This window comes from Acinetobacter sp. YH12136, from assembly GCF_013418545.1.
Lineage (GTDB): Bacteria > Pseudomonadota > Gammaproteobacteria > Pseudomonadales > Moraxellaceae > Acinetobacter > Acinetobacter towneri.
Genome location: NZ_VPBV01000009.1, coordinates 18,801 through 41,991 on the forward strand (window position 1 = coordinate 18,801; position 23,191 = coordinate 41,991).

The following is a 23,191-nucleotide window of genomic DNA, read 5'->3' on the forward strand; positions in this document are numbered from 1 at the left end:
TTATTTCCCCACGACCTGAATCACGATCAAGATCATTAGTAAGACCACCACACCAAGTGCCATACTCGATGCGTACTCACGCAATGAACCTGTTTGACGTGAACTTGTGAAGCTATGACCACCTTTCACCAGTGCAGGCAGTACCAACCACATACCATCAACTGGATCACGACCTAATAGTTTGGCAATCAGCAAGAATGGTTTTACAAATACGATGTCATACAACGCATCGAAACCAAGTGCATTACGGCAAATGTTGGCAAGGCCTGCGCCCAATGAAGTTTGCGCAAAACCTTTTACAGCATTGTAAGCAAAGGCAAATAACACCACACCTACTGCTAAACCAGCCAAAGCCACACCAATTGCAACATACTCTGCACCATGTGCGCCTGCTTCTAATGCTTCAGGAATCACAAATGCTGGGATTTTTGCAGCATCAAGAATGCTCATCACTGGTGCTTTTAATACAATCGCTAAACCAGTTGAAAGTACTGCAAGCACTGCCAATGGGAACCAGTAAGTTGCGCCTTTGATCTCGTGATACGGTGTGTTTTCTTTACCAAAGAATACAACCCAAATTAAGCGGAATGTATAAATTGACGTTAAGAATGCACCTGCTACACCCACCCAATATAAGGTGTTATATAGCGGAATACCTGCGATATGACTTTGCGTCCAAACTGCTGCCAAAATAGCGTCTTTTGAGAAGAAACCAATGGTCAAGAATGGAATCGCTGCCAATGCACCGCCACCAATTGCGAAACATGCAAATAGGAATTTGTTCTTGTAGAACAAGCCACCCATTTTGAAAATGTTTTGTTCGTGATGGTAAGCCAAAATCACCGCACCAGAAGACAAGAATAATAATGCCTTGAAGAATGCGTGAGTTAACATGTGGAATAGACCCGCTTGGTATGCTTCTGCACCAACTGCCATAAACATATAACCCAGCTGACTCATAGTTGAGTAAGCCAAAATACGTTTGATGTCGGTTTGAACCAATGCTGCAAAACCAGCAACTAGCAAGGTCACAGCACCTGTAATTGAAATGAATAACATCACTTCAGGTGCAAGTTCAAATACGCTGAACATACGGCAGCATAAGTAAACACCCGCAGTTACCATGGTTGCAGCGTGGATTAATGCAGATACAGGTGTAGGACCTGCCATCGCATCGGCTAACCAAGTTTGCAACGGAATTTGTGCAGATTTACCCGCAGCACCCAAGAACAACATTAACGCTGTCCAAATGGTGATCGACGAGCTTTGAGTCATTACATTGGCTGCATTTTCTACGATGTATTGTGTGTTCAACGTACCAAATTGTTGATACAACAAGAACAACGCGATCAGTAGGAAAACGTCACCCACACGTGTTACGGTAAATGCTTTGATTGCTGCAAAACCGTTTGCAGGGTTTTGGTAGTAATAACCAATCAGCAAGTAAGAGCACAAACCTACACCTTCCCAACCTAGGAACAATAACGCCAAGTTATCGCCAAGTACCAACAACAACATGCTCGCAACGAACAAGTTGAAGTAAGAGAAGAAACGTGCAAAGTCTTCTTCACCACGCATATACCATGATGCAAAGATGTGAATTAAGAAACCCACGCCTGTAATCATGCCCAGCATGAGCAAAGATAAACCGTCTAAGTGCAAGCTAAACGCAGGTGCAAAACCACCCACATTGAACCAAGTCCATAAATGTTGAGTCGTTGCAACCGAACCGTTGTTCACAAAGTCCATGCCTGCAATTAGCGCAAATAATGCAGACAGACCCACTGAACCTACGCCAATAATCGCAGCAACTTTTTCAGGTAAGTTGTTACGCCCTGCCGCTAAAAGGATAAAACCAATGAGCGGAAACAATACTGTTAGATATAAATAACTCATCCGCGCATCTCACTAGCAGCATCCACATCCAAATGATGGAAGCGATGATAGAACTGAAGGACGATCGCAAGACCGATACACGCCTCTGCCGCAGCAAGTGTCAAGATCAGGATAAACATGATCTGACCATCTGGTTGTACCCATGCACTACCAGCCAAGACAAACGCCAATGCCGCAGCGTTCATCATGATTTCAAGGCCCATTAAAATAAATAGTAGGTTGCGTCGCACCATCACACCGTAAAAACCGAGTGCAAAAAGAATGGTTGCGACAATCAAACCATGTTCTAAAGGGATGTTGCCCATTATTCTTTTTCCTCTTCTGCACTTGGTTCACGTTTACCGATGTGGAAGCCTGCAACCAAAGCTGCAAGTAATAACATTGCGGCAACTTCAACCAACAATAAGTACTGAGTAAAGAGTGCTTGACCCACTGCTTTTGGACCCACCATTTCGGTGCCCATAAGTGCGCTTGGTGCAGTGTAGTCTGAGCTTAATGACCACACTAAAACCAAACCAATCAGGAAGCTCATCAAAGCTGGGTATGCCCAAGTTGATGAAGTCAACCATTTACGCTCTTGCTCAACAGTTTGCTGACCAAGGTTGAGCATCATCACCACGAATACGAACAAGACCATGATCGCACCCGCATAAACAATGATTTCCAAGGCGCCAGCAAATGGTGCACCCACGATCATGAACATGCCTGCAACCGCAAGTAATGACACGATCAAGCTTAATAAAGCATGTACTGGGTTCGCGTTAGTCACTACACGAACCGTAGAAACAATGGCCACGAGTGCCATCAAATAAAACGGCCACATCATGGTAATAGACTCCGTACATCAATAGGTGCGCTTTCACGTTGCGCTTGACCTTTGTCTTTACCTGTAACAGCCATACCCGTTACACGGTAGAAGTTGTAGTCAGGATATTTACCAGGACCTGAAATGAGTAAGTGTTCTTTCTCATACACCAAGTCTTGACGCACATATTCACCTAACTCAAAGTCAGGTGTTAACTGAATTGCAGTCGTTGGACATGCTTCTTCACACATACCGCAGAAAATACAGCGTGAGAAGTTGATACGGAAAAACTCCGGATACCAACGGCCATCTTCCTGTTCTGCTTTTTGTAGTGAAATACAACCCACTGGGCAAGCAACTGCACAGAGGTTACATGCAACACAACGCTCTTCGCCATCTGGATCGCGTGTTAACACAATACGACCACGGAAGCGTGGAGGTACAATTTCTTCGGCTGGTACTTCCGGATACAAAATGGTGTCACGTTTACGTGTCACGTGTGAGAAAACCATCCACAGTGAACGTACAATTGACCCAAACCCAGCTAGAAACTTAAACATATTGTTCTCCCTGCTGTCTTAGGCCGAATGATTCATAAGAATCACAGCACCAGTTACCAAAAGGTTAACAAGCGCCAATGGCAAGCAAATTTTCCAACCAAAGTTCATCACTTGGTCATAACGTGGACGCATTAAAGAACCACGTGCCAAGACAAACATCATTACAAAGAATGCTGTTTTGATAATGAACCAGAAAGCTGCTGGAATGAATGGAATTTCAAGGTTAAACGGCGCAAGCCATCCACCGAAGAATAAAGTCACGATAAGCGCAGAGATCAGTACCACGTTGACATATTCTGCAACGAAGAACATACCCCATTTCATACCGCCATATTCTACGTGATAACCTTCTGCCAATTCTTGTTCTGCTTCTGGTTGGTCAAATGGGTGACGGTGTGTTACCGCAACACCAGCAACCACGAAAATCAAGAAACCTAAGAATTGTGGAATCACAAACCAAACATCACGTTGCGCTTCAACAATTTCACGCATGTTGAATGAGCCTGCAATTGCAACCACACCCATGAGTGAAATACCCAAGAACACTTCATACGAAATGGTTTGAGCTGCTGAACGTAGACCACCAAGCAATGCGTATTTGTTGTTTGATGACCAACCACCAAATAACACCGCATAGACTGCAATACCAGCCATTGCCATAAAGAACAACAGGCCAATGCTCATGTCTGCAACACCTAAATAAGGTGATACAGGAATAACCATGAACGACAGTACCGCAGTTGCCATTGCAACTGCTGGTGCCATACGGAAGGTTAGTTTGTCGGCAAATTTAGGTGTCCAGTCTTCTTTGAACATGATTTTAAGCATGTCGGCTACAATCTGGAACATACCACCTGGACCTACACGGTTCGGACCATAACGGTCTTGCCATAAGCCCAGTAAACGACGCTCAATAAAAGACATGAGCGCAGCAATCAATACTACAACCAGTAAGATGACAATCGCTTGAATGACTGAATAGGCAATTGGCCAGTTCTCAGCCCACAGCGGCGTCTGACGGATTAATTCTTGTTGCATGAATTACACTCCTACCGCGACTGAAACAGGCTCTGCAAGAGATACCGTTGGTGCAAGACCAATTGGGTAGCCAATATAACCTGTAGGTAAATATTCAATCACTTGTACTGGCAGTACGATAGACGTTTCACCTGCTTGTACGGTAATTGTTTGACCATCTTGTACATTCAAACGCTGCGCATCTTGAGTGCCTACAGCAAATACAGCTTCAGGAATACGCGTTTCCATTGCAGGTGTTTTCACCGTAAATTCACCCGATGCAAAAATGTGATGCATTGGAATTAAACGGAAGCTTTCAGGATTAGCTAGCACAGGTGCTGGTGCCACATAGCTACGTGCAGGACGTTTTGCTAAGCGATCGAATAAACGAATGCCTGAATCACCACCTTTTAAGTGACCGCCCACATTGTCTTGGAATTTGTTCCAAGCTTGTGGTGAGTTCCAACCTGCAGACCATGCAAATGGTACAAGTGCCGATGGTGTTTGGTTACCAACATAACCTTCCATAGAGAAAGTTAATGCAGAATCGACATCGGTCGGTTGTTTTGGCTCGTGAATAGATAACGGCGCACGCATTGCAGTACGACCTGAGTAACGACGTGGTTCACGCGCAACTTTCAAGCCATGTACACGGAAACCTGCATCTGGTGCAACATCCTGAATTGCTTCTAGTGCTGGAATATTTTTCGCAACAGATTCAATCACGTCATCTAAAACAGTCCAAGAAATTGCTTTACCTTTTAAGCCTGTTTCAAGTGCGTGTAACCAGCGCCAAGATTCTTTGATTGCTAGTTCAGGTTTGTAGTAGCTTGGGTCATACACTTGGAAGAAGCGTTGAGCACGACCTTCTTGGCTCACTACAGTACCATCCCCCTCAGCAAAGCTTGCTGCAGAAAGTACGATGTTGGCTTTTTGCACTGTTGCTGTTTCAGCATGATCAAGCACGATTACATCTTGTGCTTTTGCCAAAGCGGCATCAACTTGTGCCGCAGGTAAACGACGGTATAAGTCATTTTCAACCACAATCACAGCATCATAATCTTGTGCAAATGCTTGCTCTAAGCTTTGACCACCTAAAATTGCCAAGCCCATTGAGTTCACTTCTGGCACAGTTAGGGTTAAACCTGCGTTCTCACCCAAGTTTTGTGCCACTTGTGCAGCCGCTTCCATAATGGCAGCTTCTTGTAAGCTTGTACCTGAAATCACCAATGGCTTTTTCGCAGCTTTTAACGTGTCGGCAATAGTTTGTGCAAATGCTTTGGCATCGTCATCTAAACCAGTGATTACATCGCCTGCTACTGCAGCTGCAATCGCAAAACCTAAACGTGCGATGTCGTTTGGAGATGCAACCACTTCACCGGTTGCTACATCGGCTAAACGCGTTTGCGTTGCAGCCAAAATGTAAATTGGTGATTTTGCATCTTGTGCGATACGTTGCACTGGTTCAGCCAGCCAGTCTGGGGTACGACGCTCTGCAGCCATTTCTTTGGCTTTGTTTTTCGCCGCTTGACGGACAGATAAGGCCATACGTGGTGCAGTTTGGGTTAAATCTTCACCCAAAATTAACACAGCATCGTAATCTTCAATTTCACGCATACCTGGGTTGTAAATACCTTCGGTTTGCATGATTGAAGCTGCAAGCTCTACCAAGTTTTGCTCTTTTTGCGATAAGCCTGTTGAGTAGTTGTCTTGACCCACTAACTCACGCAAAGCAAAGTTTGATTCAAGCGATGCACGTGGCGAACCAATACCCAAAACTTTTTTGCCTTGAACTTTGGCAATAATCGTATCAAGTGCAGTATCTACAGAAATGGTTTCTACACTCGCACCATTACGGAACTGTGGCTGACGTGGACGATCTTCACGGTTTACATAACCTGTACCGAAACGACCTTTGTCGCACAGGAAGTATTGGTTAACTTCACCGTTAAAGCGGTTTTCTACACGACGTAATTCGCCATAACGCTCACCCGGAGAGATGTTACAACCTGAAGAACAGCCTTGGCATACGCTTGGCGCATATTGCATATCCCACTTACGGTTATAACGTGCAGAGTGCGTTTTGTCGGTAAATACACCTGTTGGACATACTTCAGTCAAGTTACCAGAGAATTCAGATTCTAAAGTACCCGACTCAGGACGACCAAAGTACACACGTGATGCGTTGGCATAAACGCCAAAGTCTGTACCGCCTGCATAGTCTTTGTAGTAACGCACACAGCGATAACATGCGATACAACGGTTCATTTCATGTGCAATGAACGAACCTAGCTCTTGGTTATAGTGAGTACGTTTGGTGAAGCGGTAACGACGACGGTCATGCTGTGTCATTACAGTCATATCTTGTAAATGACAGTGACCACCTTCTTCACAGACTGGGCAGTCGTGTGGGTGGTTAGTCATCAAGAACTCTACAATTGAAGCACGGAACTCAGTCGCTTCCTTGTCTTCAATTGAGATATAGGTATTGTCAGCAGCAGGTGTCATACATGACATCACCAAGCGACCACGAGTATCTTCAGGGTTCGCATATTGGGTCACGGCACATTGACGGCAAGAACCGACAGAACCTAAGGATGGATGCCAACAAAAGTACGGAATGTCGATCCCAAGGCTCAAACATGCTTGCAGCAAGTTTTCCGAGCCATTGACTTCGTACGATTTTCCATCGACATGAATTGTAGCCATAGTCGAATTCCTTAAGCTTGTTCTACGTTACTAGCTTGAGCAGCAGGACGGCTATTTGCCACTTTTGCTTCAAACTCGCCACGGAAATATTTGAGTGCGCCCATTAATGGCTCCATCGCACCTGGTGCGTGAGCACAGAAGGTCTTACCAATCCACAATTTTTTGGTGAGTTCTTGAAGATGTTGAATGTCTTCTTCTTTCCCTTCGCCATTTTCAATTGCTTTGAGTGCTTTTACAGCCCACGGTAAACCATCACGACATGGGGTACAGAAACCACATGATTCGCGCGCAAAGAATTCTTCTAAGTTACGGGTTGCAGAAACCATACACTGGGTTTCATCGACCACCATAAGCAAACACGTACCTAAACGTGAACCTGCCTTCATGATGCTTTCTGCATCCATTGGCAAGTCAATGTGTTCTGCTGCCAAGAAGTCGGTAGATGCACCACCCGGTAACCATGCTTTTAGCTTCAAACCATCACGCATGCCACCCGCATAGTCTTCAATTACTTCACGTGCAGTCGTACCAAATGGAAGCTCCCATAGACCTGGGAATTTCACCTTACCAGAAGCACCGTAAATTTTTGTGCCAGGGTCTTTCGATTTGCCTGCAGATAAACCGATATACCACTCTGCACCACGCAACATGATTGCAGGTAAGTTGTTATAGGTTTCTACGTTGTTGACAATCGTTGGACGACCCCATGCCCCTGCAACTTGCGGGAATGGTGGTTTAGTACGTGGGTTTGCACGACGACCTTCAAGCGAGTTAATCAATGCGGTTTCTTCACCACAGATATAACGACCTGCGCCTGTGTGCACGTATAGCTCAAAGCCCCAACCTGTACCTAAAATGTTTTCGCCCAAATAACCTTTGGCACGAATTTGCTCAATCGCTTCATTTAAGTACTGTGCAGCTTCGATGTATTCGCCACGAATAAAGATATAACCGTGTGTAGCTTCAAGCGTATAAGCTGCAATCAACATACCTTCAATCAGTTGGTGAGGAAGTTTTTCCATCAACAAACGGTCTTTGAAAGTACCTGGCTCCATCTCATCGGCATTACAAATCAGGTAACGTGGACCTGAATTGTCGTTTGGCGCCATCAGTGACCATTTGATCCCTGCTGGGAAGCCTGCACCACCACGACCTTTTACTGTCGCAGCTTTAATGACTTCAAGCACATCTTTAGGCGGCATAGAAATCGCTTTCTTAAAGCCCGCATAACCTTCTAGCGCTTCGTAATCATCTGCATTACGCACGTGCTCTTGCTTGCTTAAACGCCAAGTTAATGGATGCGTTTCTGGGTTACCGTCACCATAAATTGGTCTTGGTTCGGTATTCATACATACTTCTCCAATAACTGTTGCACCGATGTCACCTCAACTAAACCGTGAGTATCTTCATCAATCATCAAGGTTGGTCCCTTGTCGCAATTTCCTAAACAGCAAATTGGCAATAACGTGAAACGACCATCTGCAGTCGTTTGACCAAACTGAATGCCTAATTCACGCTGGAATGCTTCTGCCAGTGTTTCTGCACCCATCAAGAAGCATGCAATTGAGTCACACAATAAAATCACGTGACGACCTACAGGCTGGCGATAAATACGGTTATAGAATGTTGCAACACCTTCTAAATCAGCAACGCTGATGGTGAGAAGTTGTGCAATTGCATTTAACTGCGCGTCATCTACCCAGCCATTACGGCGCTGTACACACTTCAAGGCATCTAAAGATGCTGCACGTGGGTACGGATAATGACCAATGTGATGTTCAATTTCATGGATTTCTTCCGCAGTTAAAATCCCTTCAACATTCACACGTGGCTTTTTATCAGTCAAAATCATCATAATGCGTTTACCCCTTAGCGATCCACGTCTGCCATTACGACGTCAATGGTCGCTAAATAAATGATTAAGTCAGATACCAGACTGCCGTTAATCACAGAAGGCATTTGCTGTAAATGCGTGAAAGTTGGTGTACGAATACGGGTACGGTAACTCATCGTCGACTTATCTGAAGTCAAGTAATAGTTAGATGCACCTTTCACCACTTCTGCCATTACAGATGCTTCACCAGCAGGCATTACAGGACCCCAAGACACGCTTAAGAAGTGCGTAATCAAGGTTTCAATATCTTGTAATGTCTTGTCTTTTGGTGGTGGAACAGCCAATGGATGATCCGCTTTATATGGACCAGAAGGCATGTTATCTAGACATTGTTTGATGATTTTCAATGACTCTTCAATTTCACGGAAGTGAACCAATACACGTGCGTAAGCATCGCCTTCGTACTCTACAGGTATTTCGAAGTCATAGTTCTCATAACCACTGTATGGACGGTATTTACGCACGTCAAAGTCGATACCTGTTGCACGTAGACCAGTACCTGTTACACCCCACGCCAAAGCAGATTTCGCATCATACTGTGCAACGCCTTGCGTACGACCCATGAATACTGAGTTGCGTAATGCCGCAGTGTAGTATTCATTCATACGTTTTGGCATCCACTCCAAGATTTCACGAATCAGGTGCTGCCAGTTGTTTGGTAGGTCGTGTGCGGTACCACCAATACGGAACCATGCTGGGTGCATACGGTAACCAGTAATGGCTTCAATCGCATCGTAGATTTTTTGACGGTCTGCGAACATATAGAATACAGGGGTCATACCGCCCGCATCCTGAATTGCAGTACCAATGAACAATAAGTGGTTATTGATACGGAATAATTCCGACATCATGACACGAATACATTGTGCACGATCTGGCACAGTAATACCTGCCAGTTGCTCCACACCCATCACATACGGCATGTTTTGAGCACAACCACCCAAATAGTCCACACGGTCAGTATACGGAATGAATGAATGCCAAGTTTGACGTTCAGCCATCTTTTCCACACCACGGTGGTGATAGCCGATATCTGGCACACAGTCTTTCACTTCTTCACCATCCAACTGCAAAATTACACGGAACGCACCGTGCGCAGATGGGTGGTTAGGACCCAAGTTCAGGAACATGAAGTCTTCGTCTTTATTACCGCGCTTTAAGCCCCAATCTTCAGGCACAAAGCGAAGGTGTTCTTGCTCGAAGTCTTGTTTGGCTTGGTTCTGCATATACGGTGTATATTCCGTTGCACGTGCAGAATACTCTTTGCGTAACGGATGACCTTCCCAATATGTTGGCAACAAGATACGACGAAGCATTGGATGCCCTTCGAAGTTGATACCAAACATATCGTAAGCTTCACGCTCGTACCAGTTGGCATTTGGCCAAATGTTGGTTGCTGTTGGAATATTGAGATCACTCTCATTCAACGCAACTTTAATACGAATGTCCGTGTTACGCTCTAGCGATAACAAGTGATAGAACACAGTAAAGTCAGACGCAGGTAGACCATCGCGGTGAGTACGCAAACGCTCATCTACCGCAGACAAGTCGAACAACATCACGTATGGACGTGACACTGTACGCAAGAACATTAAAACTTCTTGTACACGTGCGCGCTCAACCCAGACTGTTGGAAAATCTTCAAAAGTCGTTTGCACGTAGAAGTTCTCACCAAATTTGGTTTTGAGCTCTTCTACAATTGCAAATGCTGGGCGTGAATCAACTGCTGTTGATTCTGGCATAGCAATGTCAGTTTCAGCCATTGGCTTGGCTTCCTATTTAATACAAATTCAGTCAACCTAAACGACAACTACACCCTTCGGGTGCATCAATATTTGTACGTTTAAATTATTTAATTTCATCCATAGAGCGTAAGTTTTTCACCGCAATACGCTGTGCATTCTTACGGTCACGTTCTGGCATCATCTTCGGCTTATACACTGGCTTAAGATCATCACCAATCACCGCAGACAACGGACGACGCTCTAATTGAATTTGGTCTTGTAATAACATTAATGCTTGAATTAATGCTTCAGGACGTGGTGGGCAACCTGGAATGTACACATCCACAGGAATGATTTTATCCACACCTTGTACAACTGAATAAATGTCGTACATACCACCTGAGTTTGCGCATGCGCCCATTGAGATAACCCATTTAGGCTCAAGCATTTGCTCGTACAAACGTTGAATTACAGGTGCCATTTTCACAAAACACGTACCTGCAACAATCATCAAGTCTGCCTGACGCGGTGAAGCACGAATAACTTCTGCACCAAAACGTGACAAGTCATGCACACCTGTTAAGGTAGTTGCATACTCTACGTAGCAGCACGATGTACCAAAGTTAAACGGCCAAACTGAGTTCTTACGTCCCCAGTTTACTGCTGTATGTGCCAAGTCCTCTAAACGAGTCATGAACACATTTTTATTCACTTCTTCTTCAAGCGGATCGGTTACGATCTGACGCTCTTGAAGTGGATATTGATCAGCATCGGGATTCGCACGGGTTAAGGTATATTTCATCCCGAGTTACTCCTTGTCAGATGAGGTAGTCGCAGATTTTTTTACACGACCAGAGGATTGAGCTGGAATTTGACCGGTAGGGTCCGTTACCAATTCTTCAATTGAGTTAAAGCGTGTGATTTCTGCAAGATCCATATTTGGCGAACCAATTTTAGGTTTAATCCCTGCTGCTTTACGCTTATCAGATGGAGCCCAGTTCAGCGCACCAGTTGATAATTCATAAATTAAGCCAACGAGCAAAACTAAAATAAATACAGCAGCCGTTGCAAAGCCCACCCAACCTACTTCACGAACAGAAGCTGCCCATGCGTATAGATAAAGTGCTTCTAAGTCGAAAACAACGAAGAAAATTGCAACCAAATAGAACTTTGCAGATAAGCGGATACGTGCTCCACCAGCACCTACAACACCCGACTCAAACTGCTCTTGCTTAGCACGCCCCCATGATTTACCCCCAAGGAGTAAAGGAACGGTCAGCATAAAGACGCATAAAAATGTAACGCCGATCACGAAGGCAATAATTGCCCATTCGTATGGAGTAATGGCACTCATGCGGGGATAACTCCTGGCAGGCCTATTTATTAACAAAGAATGTATGTATTGGCCTTCAAATACACCAAACACAAAATTAATCACGCCAATTGTACCTGATTTATGATTTCACTTGCTAGTTCATAAGTCTTAGTCTTTCGGATGATTTTTTATTCAAATACTTGATATTTTAGAATTCCACTACTCCGTAGGGCTCTTAATCGCTTTAACAAATAGATAAGTCAGTTGTGATTATTTTTTCCAAAACACCAATTGAGCGGTTCGTTGCAAAGTTTTTAAATTTATAGAGAGATCATCGCAACTTCAGGTTTCAGCTTAGTTTAAGCCGCACAAAATTTTGTGTAGTTTTTGCAACTTAGACCCTGAGTTTCTTTAATTTTTCACCCAGAGTGTGCTATTCCTAGTAAGCATTAAAAATTTGAATAATAAGGAGTAAACACATGAGCTTAGACTATACCCACAAACCAAATTACTTTATGTTTGCGCAATTATTTATTCGTCATTTGCAAAATTATTTTGAAAAACATCCTGACGCACAAAATGCAATTTTTGACCTGCGTGATATTTACGAATTATTTCGCCAAGACAAAGCATCTGCCACCATTAATTTAGACGGCATTATGAATATTGCAGATGAATACCGCCTTGAAACCTTACAAGGCGATCAAAAATTAATTAGCCGTTATGCGATTGATCCACAAAACAATTCTTTATTGGTAGATTTTAACCGTGAGGCTTTAGACAGCTTAAAACAAGGCAAAGTAATTTTGCCACCTGATGCAACGCTGCAAGAATAAAGCCGTATAGAATCTGCATTAAAGTGTGTCGCTTAAAACAGCTAACACTTTCATAAAGCAAAAAAAAGCGAGCATCTGCTCGCTTTTGAGTATTTATTATCACAAGAACCACATCTAAAATAATTTAGCTTTTACGTGACAATAAAAACTCTGAAATCTGCTGTAACTCTAAGACGGTATCAGTTTTAAAATATGCCAATGCAGCAAAGGCTTGATCGTGCAATTCTTGTGCATAAGCCTGTGCTTTTTCCAAGCCCATGAGTGCAGGATAGGTCGATTTTTCAACTTGTTCATCTTTCCCTGCAGTTTTACCTAGTACTTCAGTATCCGAAATAATATCTAAAATATCGTCTTGTACCTGAAAGGCTAAACCAATCGCCTGTGCATATTCACGCAATTGCGGAATCGCTTTATCTCGCCCATCAAACACGGTCACAGCTGCCATCATCACCGCTGCAGAAATCAAGGCACCTGTTTTATTACGATGGATACTTTCCAAAGTCGCCTGATCGACTTGTTTGCCTTCAGATTGTAAATCCATAACCTGACCACACACCATTTTTGAAGATGCTGTCGCTAAAATTTGCATCTGCTTGAGTACAATCCCTTGATCTACCGCAGCAGACTGATCAAACAAACGGCTGCCTAAAACCTCAAATGCCATCGACTGTAAAATATCGCCTGCCAACAATGCTGTATCTTCACCATACGCTGCATGGCAAGTGGGCTGCCCACGACGCAACAAGTCATTATCCATACATGGTAAATCGTCATGTGCCAGTGAATAGCAATGAATCAGCTCAATTGCAACTGCAGCACGGCGTACTGCCGCATAGTTCTGATTAGGTCTTAACGCAGCTGTGGCATAACACAAAGCTGGACGCACACGCTTACCACCCAACATGACGGCATGATGCACGGCAGACTTTAACGGTTCTGGCAATGCAAAAGCCTCTAAAGCGGTAAGCAAGTCTTGCTGAATACGTTGTTGGGCTGCGGTTAATGCATGCGCCTGTAAATCGTGAAGTGATGACACATTCGCCTCGAGTTGTTGGTTCATGTCTAATAAGCAGTAAGCTGCCTGTGTTGCAGCATTGTACCTGTAATTCAAAGTTTTTTAAGCCTTAACTGAACTGATATAACATTTCAGCCATAAATAAGCCCCTATCGAAATAGAGGCTGCATTTAGTTAATTAGGGTCTGTTCGACAGCAAAACTTATTCTAATGTTTCCGCAGGTACACGCACCCAACCTTCCATTAATACACGTGCACTACGGCTCATCACAGCTTTTTTGACTTGCCATTGTCCATTTTCCTGCACGGCTTGCGCACCCACACGAAGCGTACCTGATGGATGTCCAAAACGTACAGCTTCACGCTCACCCCCGCCCGCAGCCAAGTTGACCAATGTTCCCGGAATGGCTGCAGCTGTACCAATCGCGACTGCTGCTGTGCCCATCATGGCATGGTGTAATTTACCCATCGACAATGCACGTACCAATAAATCGGTATCTTCAGCCTGAATTTGTTTACCACTTGAAGATACATAACTTTTTGGCGCAGAAACAAAGGCAATTTTTGGCGTATGTTGGCGTTTTTCAGCTTCGGCAATTTCCTGAATTAGTCCCATTTGTTTAGCGCCATAAGCACGAATGGTTTCAAAACGTGCCAAAGCTTGTGCATCACCATTGATTGCATCTTGCAGTTCTGTGCCTGTATAACCAATTTCTTCTGCATTTAGGAAAATTGTTGGAATACCCGCATTAATAAAGGTCGCTTGGAATGTACCAATATCTGGCACATGCAAAGTATCCACCACATTTCCAGTGGGGAACATTGCCCCACCTTCTTCGCCATCATCGGCAGGGTCTAAAAATTCAATTTGTACTTCTGCGGCAGGAAAAGTCACGCCATCCAACTCAAAATCACCCGTTTCCTGCACCTGACCATGCGTCACAGGCACATGCGCGATAATGGTTTTTTCAATATTTTTTTGCCAAATGCGTACGGTACAAATGCCATTTTCTGGAATTTTACTGGCATCGACCAAGCCATTGCTGATCGCAAATGCACCGACTGCAGCTGTTAAGTTACCGCAGTTGCCACTCCAATCTACAAATGGCTGATCAATCGAAACTTGCCCAAACAAATAATCGACATCGTGATCGGGTTGAGTGCTTTTGGCTAAAATTACGGTTTTACTGGTACTCGAGCTTGCACCACCCATTCCATCAATTTGTTTGGCATAAGGGTCTGGACTGCCAATCACACGTAATAAAATTTGATCTCTAATTTTGCCTGGCTGCTGTGCCGCTGCAGGTAAATCATCAAGTTTAAAAAATACGCCTTTACTGGTACCGCCGCGCATATAAGTCGCTGGAATTTTAACTTGTGGTGCAAAACGCATGAATTTTATTCCCTTGTTTTTTGATTGTTATGGCCATATAAAAAGACCCTTTTGCATCATAACGGTTTTTATTCAAAAGGTATCGCGGTCTTGACTTAAGTATAAAAAAACAACATTTGGTAAATTTTACCCTAACCAGTCATCTTGATTTATAAGGCAAAAATAAAATTAATATATTGATTCACTTATCTTTTATACAAATAAAAACCATAAAATATTTTAATATTTATCATAAATTTATTTCATTATTGTCTAGCTACTAGGCTAATGAAATTTGATCTATTACAATCTTGTCACTTTTTCCTTGTCGGGCTGAATACTTTGAACAACGAGTCTTCACAACTTCAGCGTGGCTTAAAGAACCGCCATATTCAATTGATTGCCATGGGTGGAGCAATTGGTACAGGCTTATTCTTAGGTTCCGCGCAGGTCATCCAATCTGCTGGCCCTTCTATTATTTTGGGTTACGCCATTGGTGGTCTTATTGCATTTTTAATTATGCGCCAATTGGGGGAAATGATTGTTCATGAGCCCGTTGCAGGATCATTCAGTCACTTTGCCTATAAATATGCAGGTAAATTCCCTGGCTTTTTAGCAGGTTGGAACTACTGGATTTTGTATATTTTGGTGGCAATGGCAGAACTCACCGCAGTTGCCAAATATATTAACTACTGGTGGCCGCATATTCCTGCTTGGACTTCGGCACTGTTCTTTTTCATTGTGATTACCATTATTAACTTGGGCAATGTAAAGTTCTATGGTGAGTCAGAATTCTGGCTAGCAATCATTAAAGTCGCTGCTGTGGTTTCGATGATTGTGTTTGGTTTATATCTCTTACTTTCTGCAGATGCCAATTCAACCGCATCATTCAGCAACCTTTGGGCGCATGGTGGTTTCTTCCCGAATGGCTTTGAAGGTCTGTTCTTCATGCTTGCATTCCTCATGTTTGCCTTTGGCGGCATTGAGTTGATTGGTATGGCTGCCGCAGAAGCGCAAGATCCTGAAAAAACCATTCCTAAAGCCATTAACCAAGTGGTGTTCCGTATTCTAATTTTCTATATCGGTTCACTCACCATTCTATTGTCTTTAGTGCCTTGGAATCAGCTCGATTTAGGTGGTTTAGATAAAAGTCCATTCGTAATGATTTTTAGTCAAATGGGCATTGAATGGGCAGCGCACTTACTGAATTTCGTGATTTTGACTGCGGCACTTTCTGTGTATAACAGTGGGATGTATGCCAACAGCCGTATGCTGTTTGGTTTGGCCAAACAAGGTAACGCACCAAAAATTTTCCTAAAAGTGAATAAACAAGGTGTGCCAATTCCAGCAGTATTATTCTCTGCAGTATTGATTTTTGGCTGTGTATTGTTGAACTACTTTGTACCTGAAGAAGCTTTAAGCCACCTCATGTATATTGTCGTTGGTGCATTGGTTTTAAACTGGGCAATGATCAGTTTGACTCACCTCAAATTTACCAGCACACTGAAAAAATTAGCGATTCCAACCAAATTCCCTGCACTCTGGTCACCATTCAGCAACTATTTGGTTTTAGCGTTTATTGCAGTGGTACTTTATATTATGTGGACACAAGGCTTTAAAGAATCAGTCATTATGATTCCTCTATGGGTGGTCTTGATGTACATTTTATTTAGAGTGCTTAATGCGAAAAAACCTTAATTTGCATAGTACGCATAGTACAGATTTCTAAAAATTAAAAAGTTATTGCTTCGGCAGTAACTTTTTGCTTTTAAGCCCCCCTTTTAATAGCCCATAAATAAAGTGCTGCACTTAAAATAATTTAAATTCCAACCCATTCTTTTCAGTTGATATTTCAACTTTTTTGTAGCAAAAGCTACATCATTTACATTCTAATCATTTACATTCTAAATGATAAAAAGACTCTACATGAGAAGAATTCTTAGTTATCATTTGAGCACAAAATTTGTCGTGTGAATAAACTATGAATGCGTACGCTGCTCAACCTGCCAATGTCTTGACGATCCAACAGCTCAGTAAAAAGTTTGGTTCGCGTTTTGCAGTGCAACAAGCAACATGGTCAGCGATGAGTGGACAAATTGTGTGTTTATTAGGTCATTCAGGCTGCGGCAAAACCACAATGCTACGTCTGATTGCAGGCTTGGAAACACCAAGCAGCGGCACAATCCAACTGGAACAAAATACCTTGTGGAGTGAGCAAGTACAGATTCCTGCGGAAGCACGCAATATTGGTTTAGTGTTTCAGGATTACGCACTTTTCCCACATTTAAGTGTGTTAGACAATGTTATGTTTGGCTTAAAGAAATTTCCCAAAGCGCAGCGGGAAACCATTGCCAAACAAGCTTTAGCGCATGTTTCCATGTTGCATCATCAAGACAGCTATCCATATACACTTTCGGGCGGCGAACAACAACGCGTTGCCTTAGCACGTGCCTTAGCACCAGAACCGCAAGTTTTGTTGATGGATGAACCTTTTTCAAATTTGGATCATCGTCTGCGTGATCAAATTCGTCAAAATACCATTCAACTCCTCAAACAAACTGTAACGACTACGGTTATCGTGACACATGACCCAGAAGAAGCATTGCAAATTGCCGATCAAATTATTTTGATGCATCAAGGGCAAATTATTCAAATTGGTTCACCGAAACAACTTTATTTACAGCCTAAAACCTTGTTTGCTGCACGCTATTTTTCCGCATTGAATGAAATCCCAGCGCAAATCGATCACCAAGAAATTCATACCGTATTTGGCAAAATTGATTTGCCAGAACATACCACCGCTCAAGATTCACTGGTCTGCTGCTTCCGTCCGCATCACTTGCGTGTCAGCCAAATACCAAGTGAAAATGCGTTGCCCGCAAGCGTTGTGTCATCCAGTTTTATGGGTCATGCACAACAACTGCATCTAAAACTACGCGATCATGATCTCACGCTTTTAGCACAAGTGAACCACCTTCAAGATATTCAACCTACTGATCAGGTCTATGTTTCTGTCGATTTAAACAGCTGTTATTTCTTGGCGTCTGATGAACAATCATCCACTACCTCATCTTCTACTCAAGCTGCTGTTCAGGTTTAAATTTTTAATTAGGAATACTGTATGAAACCATTGTCGAAACTATCATTGCTTGTTACAGGTTTACTTGCATTTGGTGCAAGTGTCGCACAAGCAGCGGAAGTCAATTTATACACCACGCGCGAACCTGTGCTGATTCAAACCTTATTAACCGAATTTACCCAAAAAACTGGGGTAAAAGTGAATACGGTTTTTATTAAAGATGGTTTTTTGGAACGTGTAAAAGCAGAAGGTCGTCGTTCTCCTGCCGATGTGATGCTGACTGTAGATTTTGGCAATTTGGTTGATTTAGTAGAAAGTGGTTTAACCCAGCGCGTAAGTTCTAAAACCTTAAATAGCGCAATTCCTGCCAATTTACGAGCTGCCAATGGTCATTGGTATGCTTTGTCGATGCGTGCACGTGCAGTCTACGCCTCTAAAGACCGTACACCGCTTAATGCGATTACTTATGAAGATTTAGCCAATCCAAAATGGAAAAATAAAATCTGTATTCGCTCAGGCAACCATCCATATAACACTGCTTTAATTGCGGCTTATATTGCCCATCATGGTGAAAAACAAGCCGAAACTTGGTTGCGTGGTGTGAAAGCCAATTTAGCTCGCCCAGCCAGCGGTGGTGACCGTGATGTGGCACGTGATATTTTAGGTAAAATTTGTGATATTGGCGTTGCCAACACCTATTATGTCGGCACGATGCGTACAGGTGATGCGGAACAAAAGCGCTGGGGCAATGCGATTAATGTTGTGTTACCACGTTTTAAAAATGGTGGAACGCATGTAAACGTATCGGGTGCAGTGGTTTCTAAACATGCACCAAACCGTAAAGAAGCTGTACAACTGCTCGAGTTTTTAGCTTCTGATCACGCACAAGCCATCTACGCACAAAACGGCTTTGAATACCCAGTCAAACCTAGGGTAAAAATTGACCCTATTATTGCCAGCTTCGGTAAACTCAATATCGACTCGATTCGCTTAAGCGATATTGCACGTCACCGTAAAGCCGCCAACTTATTGGTCGATAAAGTCCAGTTTAACCGCTAAAATTTCCTGCTTTTGTCTTACAGTGCAGCGCTTTGCACTGTAAGATGCTCTGCTGCTCCCTCCCCCTTATTTAGTACCTCTATCGCAATGCTTAAAAATAAATTTAATTTTTTATTTTCGCTCAGTGGGTTATTGACACTACTCGCCTGTTTACCTGTGGTCGCTTTAATTTGGACAGCATTACAAGGTGATAGCGAAATTTGGGGGCATCTGCTGCGTTATGTAATTCCACACACGTTGGCAGAAACAGGGATTTTATTATTGGGTGTGGGGATTCTCACCATCCTGATTGGTACAGGCAGCGCATGGATTGTAACAGCATATCAATTCCGAGGTCGCGCATTTTTAGATTGGGCCTTACTGCTGCCTTTAGCTGTACCAACTTACATTATTGCATATAGTTATATCGACATTTTGCATCCCATTGGCCCTGTGCAAAGTATCCTGCGGGATGGGTTTAATTTAGAATTACAACAGTTTTGGTTTCCTAATATTCGTACCGTTTGGGGCGGCATCTTCTTGCTTAGCTTTGTGCTGTATCCGTATGTGTATTTAAGCACCCGTGCAATGTTTCTGATGCAATCAGCCAGTTTAATTGAGGTTGCTCGTACATTAGGATTAAAACCCGATCAAGTGTTTTTACGTGTTGCAATTCCACTGGCACGTCCTGCGATTGCTGTGGGTACTAGTCTGGTTTTAATGGAAACCATTAATGATATTGGTGCAACAGAATTTTTAGGCATTAAAACCTTAACTTTGTCGATTTATTCAACCTGGACTAATCAATCTGACTTGGCTGGCGCAGCGCAAATTGCCATTTTCATGTTGATGATCATTACCTTATTGGTTTTGGTGGAACGTTTAGGTCGACGTAAACAGCGCTATATGAACTCGGCTCAACGCAGCCGTTTAATGCCTGCACAATCGGTCAAAGGGCTTAAAGCGCTTGTGTTACTAGGCTTGGGCTTAATTCCTGTTTGTATTGGCTTTTTAATTCCCACCAGTCACTTACTTGTAGAATCTTATAAACGCATTCAATATGCAGGCTTTTCAGATTTCCTATTTCAAGCCTCAATCAACACACTAATCCTTGCCAGTCTTGCAACTGTGGTAACTATTTTGATTGGTTTCTTTATTGTCAGTGCGGCACGTTTTAGCAAACATAACTGGTTTAGCCGCATTTCTAGCTTAGGTTATGCCATTCCAGGAACCGTTTTAGCGATTGGTCTCATGCTGGCTTTGGGTAAAATTGATCATACCATTGCCGACTTTTTAGAATTTAAATTAGGGATACACACAGGTTTATTATTCCTCGGCACCAGTTTTACCCTTATTTATGCTTATGCTGTGCGTTTTTTAGCTATTTCAGTAGGTGGCATTGAGTCAGGCTATAACCGTATTCATGGTGTTTTTGATGATGCTGCACGTAATTTAGGACAAAACAGCTTTGCGATTTTATGGCGTGTGCACTTGCCATTATTGCGTCCTGCCATTATTTCTGCAGCTTTATTAATTTTTGTAGATTGTATGAAAGAGCTGCCAGCAACTTTATTGCTCCGTCCTCTAAATATGGAAACACTCGCTACCCAATTGTATGCAGAAGCTTCTAGAGGAACCTATGAAGATGGTGCTGTGGCTGCCTTGCTAATTGTATTGGTCGGTCTTATTCCTGTTATTTTATTGGCAAAGCTTGGAAAAACCACACGTTGATCTGTCCCATTGTTGCTAAATATGCAGAGCAACAATGGGTTTTAGAATAAAAATAGTATTTTTTTTAACCAATCAAAAACACCCTACCAAATGCGAATTTATTAATTTTATTTCTTATTTATCAAATACTAATAGATAAAAAACACCTCTTTATTAGAACAAATACTCTATTTGGTTTAATTTTTATACTGAATAGTTTTTTCTAGAGCATTTACTCTTATTTTAATTGTGATATTTTTGTCACATGGAGTAACAAATGGTCTCGGTGAATACAAGCCGAAATCATCCTAAATGAAAGCTTAAAGCATCAACAAAAACTGTCATAAAAGACTTTATAGCCCAAGGGAAATGAATAATGAAATTAAAAGCACTTAGCACAGCAATGATTCTAGCAACTGTACCAATGACAGGTGCTTTTGCTGCAGCTTTAGATCGTTCTGGTCAATCTATGGCTGCGTTCTTACAACCGGGTAACTACTTTGAAGCAGGTATTTCTGTATTAGACCCAGATGTATCTGGACAGGAAGCTGGCTCAAGCACAACAAATCGTCAAATTGGTGATATGGCGGGCGATTATTATTTCCCTAGCGCAGCCCTAAAACTTCAACCAACAAAAAACTTCTCATTTGGTATTTTATACGATCAACCATACGGTGCTGATGCTGCATATACTGGTAGCAATGTTTTCGTTTCAGATGCGACCAATACAATTCTAGCGCCTGAAGCTTTGGCTGGGATTCGTCAAACCACCATTGATACACAAGTTGCTGCCAATCTTCCTGGAGCATTAGCTCAAAATCTACAAGCAGGCATAGATAGTACTGTTTCTGCCCAAGCTGCTGGACTTGTTGCAAGTGGTGCTGCCCCTACTCAAGCAATTGCAGAGTCTGTAATTCGTAGTAATACTGCTGCGATGACAACGATTGAAAATGGCGTTACAGCTGCAATCACTCAAAATGTTCAAAATGCGGTGACTCAAGCAGTTGATGCTGGTTTGGCTAACGTAAATGGCCTATTAGGAACAGGAAATACTAGCGTAGAAGTTGATACACAAAACCTTTCTTTTATTGCTGGTTTCCAACCTACTGAAAATTGGAATATTTATGGTGGTGCCGTTTACCAAACCATTAAAGGTAATGTAGCACTTCGTGGACAAGCATATAGCCTATTCAATGGTTATGATGCATCAATCCCTGAAGATAGTGCAATGGGCTGGTTAGCTGGTGTTTCATACCAAATTCCTGAAATTGCCTTAAAAGCATCTTTGACATATCGTTCAGAAATTGATCACGATGTTAATGTGCGAGAAAAACTACCAACGCTTGGGGCATTAGCTTTATTACCGAATGGTACAGCAGCAGCAGGTGTTATCGCAGCGTCAGAAGGTAAAACCACTATTACTACGCCACAGTCTGTAAATTTAGAATTACAAACTGGAATCATGGCAAATACTGTGGCATTTGCAAACTTACGCTGGGTAGAATGGTCTAAATTCTCGATCCGCCCACATAAATTTGGTCTTGTAAGTGAGGCTGTAGGTCCTCTAGTTCAACGTCCTAATGGCTTTAATCTAGTTCAATATGAAGATGACCAAATTTCTGCAACTGTAGGTGTTGGTCGCAAATTAAATGACCAATGGGCTGGTAACGTGTCTGTAGGATGGGACTCTGGCGCAGGTAACCCTGTATCAACTCTTGGTCCTACTGAAGGTTATTGGAACGTTGGCTTAGGGGTTCAATACTCACCTGCTCCAAACTACTTTATTGCAGGTGGTGTAAAATACTTCATGTTAGGTGATGCAAAAGCCCAAACTGGTGCTCAAGCAGGCGATTCTGATTATGTTGCAGAGTTTGAAGACAACGATGCATGGGCATACGGTTTAAAAATCGGTTACCGCTTCTAATTCAATTTTTTTTCAAAAGAGCCACCCTTCGGGGGTGGCTTTTTTGCACTTAAAACTACTCGTTTTTATACAAGTGTTAACTAATGTTTAAATTTAAAGCAATTAAACTCATATTTACCCAAACATCACCCTAATAAATTATTTAATAAAATTCATTTACTTAAGACTTTAAAATAGTACTTTTACTCTAATCAACTGCTATTTATAACTTATTCAGTTCATTTATTCTGCGAAATTGAGCATTTACTCTTTTTTCAAATGTGTTACTTTTCCTGCACTTTTTGTTACATAAAGCAT

At 42.6% G+C, this 23,191-nt stretch carries 19 protein-coding genes; 6 read left to right on the top strand and 13 right to left on the bottom strand.

Features of this window, described 5'->3' with window-relative positions; genetic code table 11:
* The 11 genes from nuoL to ndhC all read right to left on the bottom strand — a co-directional run bounded on the left by nuoL (position 1) and on the right by ndhC (position 11,959).
* Positions 1-1,896, bottom strand: a complete 1,896-nt coding sequence (nuoL, locus tag FTU71_RS05800) for an NADH-quinone oxidoreductase subunit L (RefSeq protein ID WP_096901802.1) — start codon at positions 1,894-1,896, stop codon at positions 1-3.
* Positions 1,893-2,201, bottom strand: coding sequence for an NADH-quinone oxidoreductase subunit NuoK (nuoK, locus tag FTU71_RS05805; protein ID WP_004975463.1), 309 nt, complete (start codon positions 2,199-2,201; stop codon positions 1,893-1,895). Before nuoK ends, nuoL begins: the two co-directional genes overlap by 4 nt.
* Entirely contained in the window at positions 2,201-2,719 is a 519-nt protein-coding gene (nuoJ, locus tag FTU71_RS05810) for an NADH-quinone oxidoreductase subunit J (protein ID WP_171062597.1), read from the bottom strand. The genes nuoK and nuoJ overlap by 1 nt, the downstream gene beginning before the upstream one ends.
* Positions 2,719-3,261 (bottom strand): NADH-quinone oxidoreductase subunit NuoI, encoded by a 543-nt coding sequence (gene nuoI, locus FTU71_RS05815; RefSeq protein WP_004975460.1) that lies wholly within the window; start codon positions 3,259-3,261, stop codon positions 2,719-2,721. The genes nuoJ and nuoI overlap by 1 nt, the downstream gene beginning before the upstream one ends.
* An 18-nt stretch (positions 3,262-3,279) precedes the next feature.
* Entirely contained in the window at positions 3,280-4,299 is a 1,020-nt protein-coding gene (gene nuoH, locus FTU71_RS05820; RefSeq protein WP_004975457.1) for an NADH-quinone oxidoreductase subunit NuoH, read from the bottom strand.
* A 3-nt stretch (positions 4,300-4,302) separates the two neighbouring features.
* Positions 4,303-6,987, bottom strand: a complete 2,685-nt coding sequence (nuoG, locus tag FTU71_RS05825) for an NADH-quinone oxidoreductase subunit NuoG (RefSeq protein WP_168418691.1) — start codon at positions 6,985-6,987, stop codon at positions 4,303-4,305.
* Positions 6,988-6,998: 11 nt separating this feature from the next.
* Complete coding sequence (gene nuoF / locus FTU71_RS05830) at positions 6,999-8,336, bottom strand: NADH-quinone oxidoreductase subunit NuoF (protein WP_180064450.1); 1,338 nt, start codon at positions 8,334-8,336, stop codon at positions 6,999-7,001.
* Positions 8,333-8,842, bottom strand: a complete 510-nt coding sequence (gene nuoE, locus FTU71_RS05835; RefSeq protein WP_004975451.1) for an NADH-quinone oxidoreductase subunit NuoE — start codon at positions 8,840-8,842, stop codon at positions 8,333-8,335. The genes nuoF and nuoE overlap by 4 nt, the downstream gene beginning before the upstream one ends.
* Positions 8,843-8,856: 14 nt before the next feature.
* A complete protein-coding gene (nuoC, locus tag FTU71_RS05840; RefSeq protein ID WP_180111644.1) occupies positions 8,857-10,644 on the bottom strand; it encodes an NADH-quinone oxidoreductase subunit C/D in 1,788 nt (595 codons plus the stop codon).
* 85 nt (positions 10,645-10,729) lie between these two features.
* Entirely contained in the window at positions 10,730-11,407 is a 678-nt protein-coding gene (locus FTU71_RS05845; protein ID WP_004975447.1) for an NADH-quinone oxidoreductase subunit B family protein, read from the bottom strand.
* A 6-nt stretch (positions 11,408-11,413) separates the two neighbouring features.
* The gene (ndhC, locus tag FTU71_RS05850; RefSeq protein WP_004975445.1) at positions 11,414-11,959 is read right to left on the bottom strand and encodes an NADH-quinone oxidoreductase subunit A; all 546 of its coding nucleotides are present in this window, start codon (positions 11,957-11,959) and stop codon (positions 11,414-11,416) included.
* A gap of 440 nt (positions 11,960-12,399) precedes the next feature.
* Here ndhC and FTU71_RS05855 point away from each other — a divergent pair, with 440 nt between their 5' ends.
* Positions 12,400-12,756: a hypothetical protein gene (locus FTU71_RS05855; RefSeq protein ID WP_004975444.1), complete on the top strand. Its 357-nt coding sequence runs from the start codon at positions 12,400-12,402 to the stop codon at positions 12,754-12,756.
* Positions 12,757-12,880: 124 nt separating this feature from the next.
* Here FTU71_RS05855 and FTU71_RS05860 read toward each other — a convergent pair whose 3' ends face one another.
* Together FTU71_RS05860 and prpF are read right to left on the bottom strand one after the other, a co-directional pair.
* Positions 12,881-13,816: a polyprenyl synthetase family protein gene (locus FTU71_RS05860; RefSeq protein WP_180111696.1), complete on the bottom strand. Its 936-nt coding sequence runs from the start codon at positions 13,814-13,816 to the stop codon at positions 12,881-12,883.
* Positions 13,817-13,973: 157 nt separating this feature from the next.
* Positions 13,974-15,164 carry a 2-methylaconitate cis-trans isomerase PrpF gene (gene prpF / locus FTU71_RS05865; RefSeq protein ID WP_180111646.1) on the bottom strand — a complete coding sequence of 397 codons (1,191 nt, stop codon included), beginning with the start codon at positions 15,162-15,164 and terminating at the stop codon, positions 13,974-13,976.
* Positions 15,165-15,485: 321 nt separating this feature from the next.
* On the opposite strand from prpF, the gene FTU71_RS05870 reads away from it, so the two are divergent.
* From FTU71_RS05870 to FTU71_RS05890, 5 genes are all read left to right on the top strand, one after another.
* Positions 15,486-16,841, top strand: coding sequence for an amino acid permease (locus FTU71_RS05870; RefSeq protein ID WP_178867000.1), 1,356 nt, complete (start codon positions 15,486-15,488; stop codon positions 16,839-16,841).
* Positions 16,842-17,124: 283 nt separating this feature from the next.
* On the top strand, positions 17,125-18,243 hold the full coding sequence (locus FTU71_RS05875) for an ABC transporter ATP-binding protein (RefSeq protein WP_180111648.1): 1,119 nt from the start codon (positions 17,125-17,127) through the stop codon (positions 18,241-18,243).
* Between the two features lie 21 nt (positions 18,244-18,264).
* Positions 18,265-19,281 carry an extracellular solute-binding protein gene (locus tag FTU71_RS05880; protein WP_180111650.1) on the top strand — a complete coding sequence of 339 codons (1,017 nt, stop codon included), beginning with the start codon at positions 18,265-18,267 and terminating at the stop codon, positions 19,279-19,281.
* Positions 19,282-19,368: 87 nt separating this feature from the next.
* Positions 19,369-20,991, top strand: a complete 1,623-nt coding sequence (locus FTU71_RS05885) for an iron ABC transporter permease (protein ID WP_180111652.1) — start codon at positions 19,369-19,371, stop codon at positions 20,989-20,991.
* Between the two features lie 355 nt (positions 20,992-21,346).
* Complete coding sequence (locus FTU71_RS05890) at positions 21,347-22,894, top strand: outer membrane protein transport protein (protein ID WP_180111654.1); 1,548 nt, start codon at positions 21,347-21,349, stop codon at positions 22,892-22,894.
* The last annotated feature ends 297 nt before the right edge of the window (positions 22,895-23,191 follow it).

Coding starts and splice junctions, on each gene's coding strand:
- nuoI (WP_004975460.1), bottom strand. CDS start 3,261: ATGTTTAAGTTTCTAGCTGGGTTTGGGTCAATTGTACGTTCACTGTGG.
- nuoK (WP_004975463.1), bottom strand. CDS start 2,201: ATGGGCAACATCCCTTTAGAACATGGTTTGATTGTCGCAACCATTCTT.
- prpF (WP_180111646.1), bottom strand. CDS start 15,164: ATGCGTTTTGCACCACAAGTTAAAATTCCAGCGACTTATATGCGCGGC.
- FTU71_RS05880 (WP_180111650.1), top strand. CDS start 18,265: ATGAAACCATTGTCGAAACTATCATTGCTTGTTACAGGTTTACTTGCA.
- nuoE (WP_004975451.1), bottom strand. CDS start 8,842: ATGATGATTTTGACTGATAAAAAGCCACGTGTGAATGTTGAAGGGATT.
- nuoL (WP_096901802.1), bottom strand. CDS start 1,896: ATGAGTTATTTATATCTAACAGTATTGTTTCCGCTCATTGGTTTTATC.
- FTU71_RS05855 (WP_004975444.1), top strand. CDS start 12,400: ATGAGCTTAGACTATACCCACAAACCAAATTACTTTATGTTTGCGCAA.
- FTU71_RS05860 (WP_180111696.1), bottom strand. CDS start 13,816: ATGAACCAACAACTCGAGGCGAATGTGTCATCACTTCACGATTTACAG.
- FTU71_RS05885 (WP_180111652.1), top strand. CDS start 19,369: ATGCTTAAAAATAAATTTAATTTTTTATTTTCGCTCAGTGGGTTATTG.
- nuoH (WP_004975457.1), bottom strand. CDS start 4,299: ATGCAACAAGAATTAATCCGTCAGACGCCGCTGTGGGCTGAGAACTGG.
- nuoG (WP_168418691.1), bottom strand. CDS start 6,987: ATGGCTACAATTCATGTCGATGGAAAATCGTACGAAGTCAATGGCTCG.
- nuoJ (WP_171062597.1), bottom strand. CDS start 2,719: ATGTGGCCGTTTTATTTGATGGCACTCGTGGCCATTGTTTCTACGGTT.
- nuoF (WP_180064450.1), bottom strand. CDS start 8,336: ATGAATACCGAACCAAGACCAATTTATGGTGACGGTAACCCAGAAACG.
- ndhC (WP_004975445.1), bottom strand. CDS start 11,959: ATGAGTGCCATTACTCCATACGAATGGGCAATTATTGCCTTCGTGATC.
- FTU71_RS05890 (WP_180111654.1), top strand. CDS start 21,347: ATGAAATTAAAAGCACTTAGCACAGCAATGATTCTAGCAACTGTACCA.
- nuoC (WP_180111644.1), bottom strand. CDS start 10,644: ATGGCTGAAACTGACATTGCTATGCCAGAATCAACAGCAGTTGATTCA.
- FTU71_RS05845 (WP_004975447.1), bottom strand. CDS start 11,407: ATGAAATATACCTTAACCCGTGCGAATCCCGATGCTGATCAATATCCA.
- FTU71_RS05875 (WP_180111648.1), top strand. CDS start 17,125: ATGAATGCGTACGCTGCTCAACCTGCCAATGTCTTGACGATCCAACAG.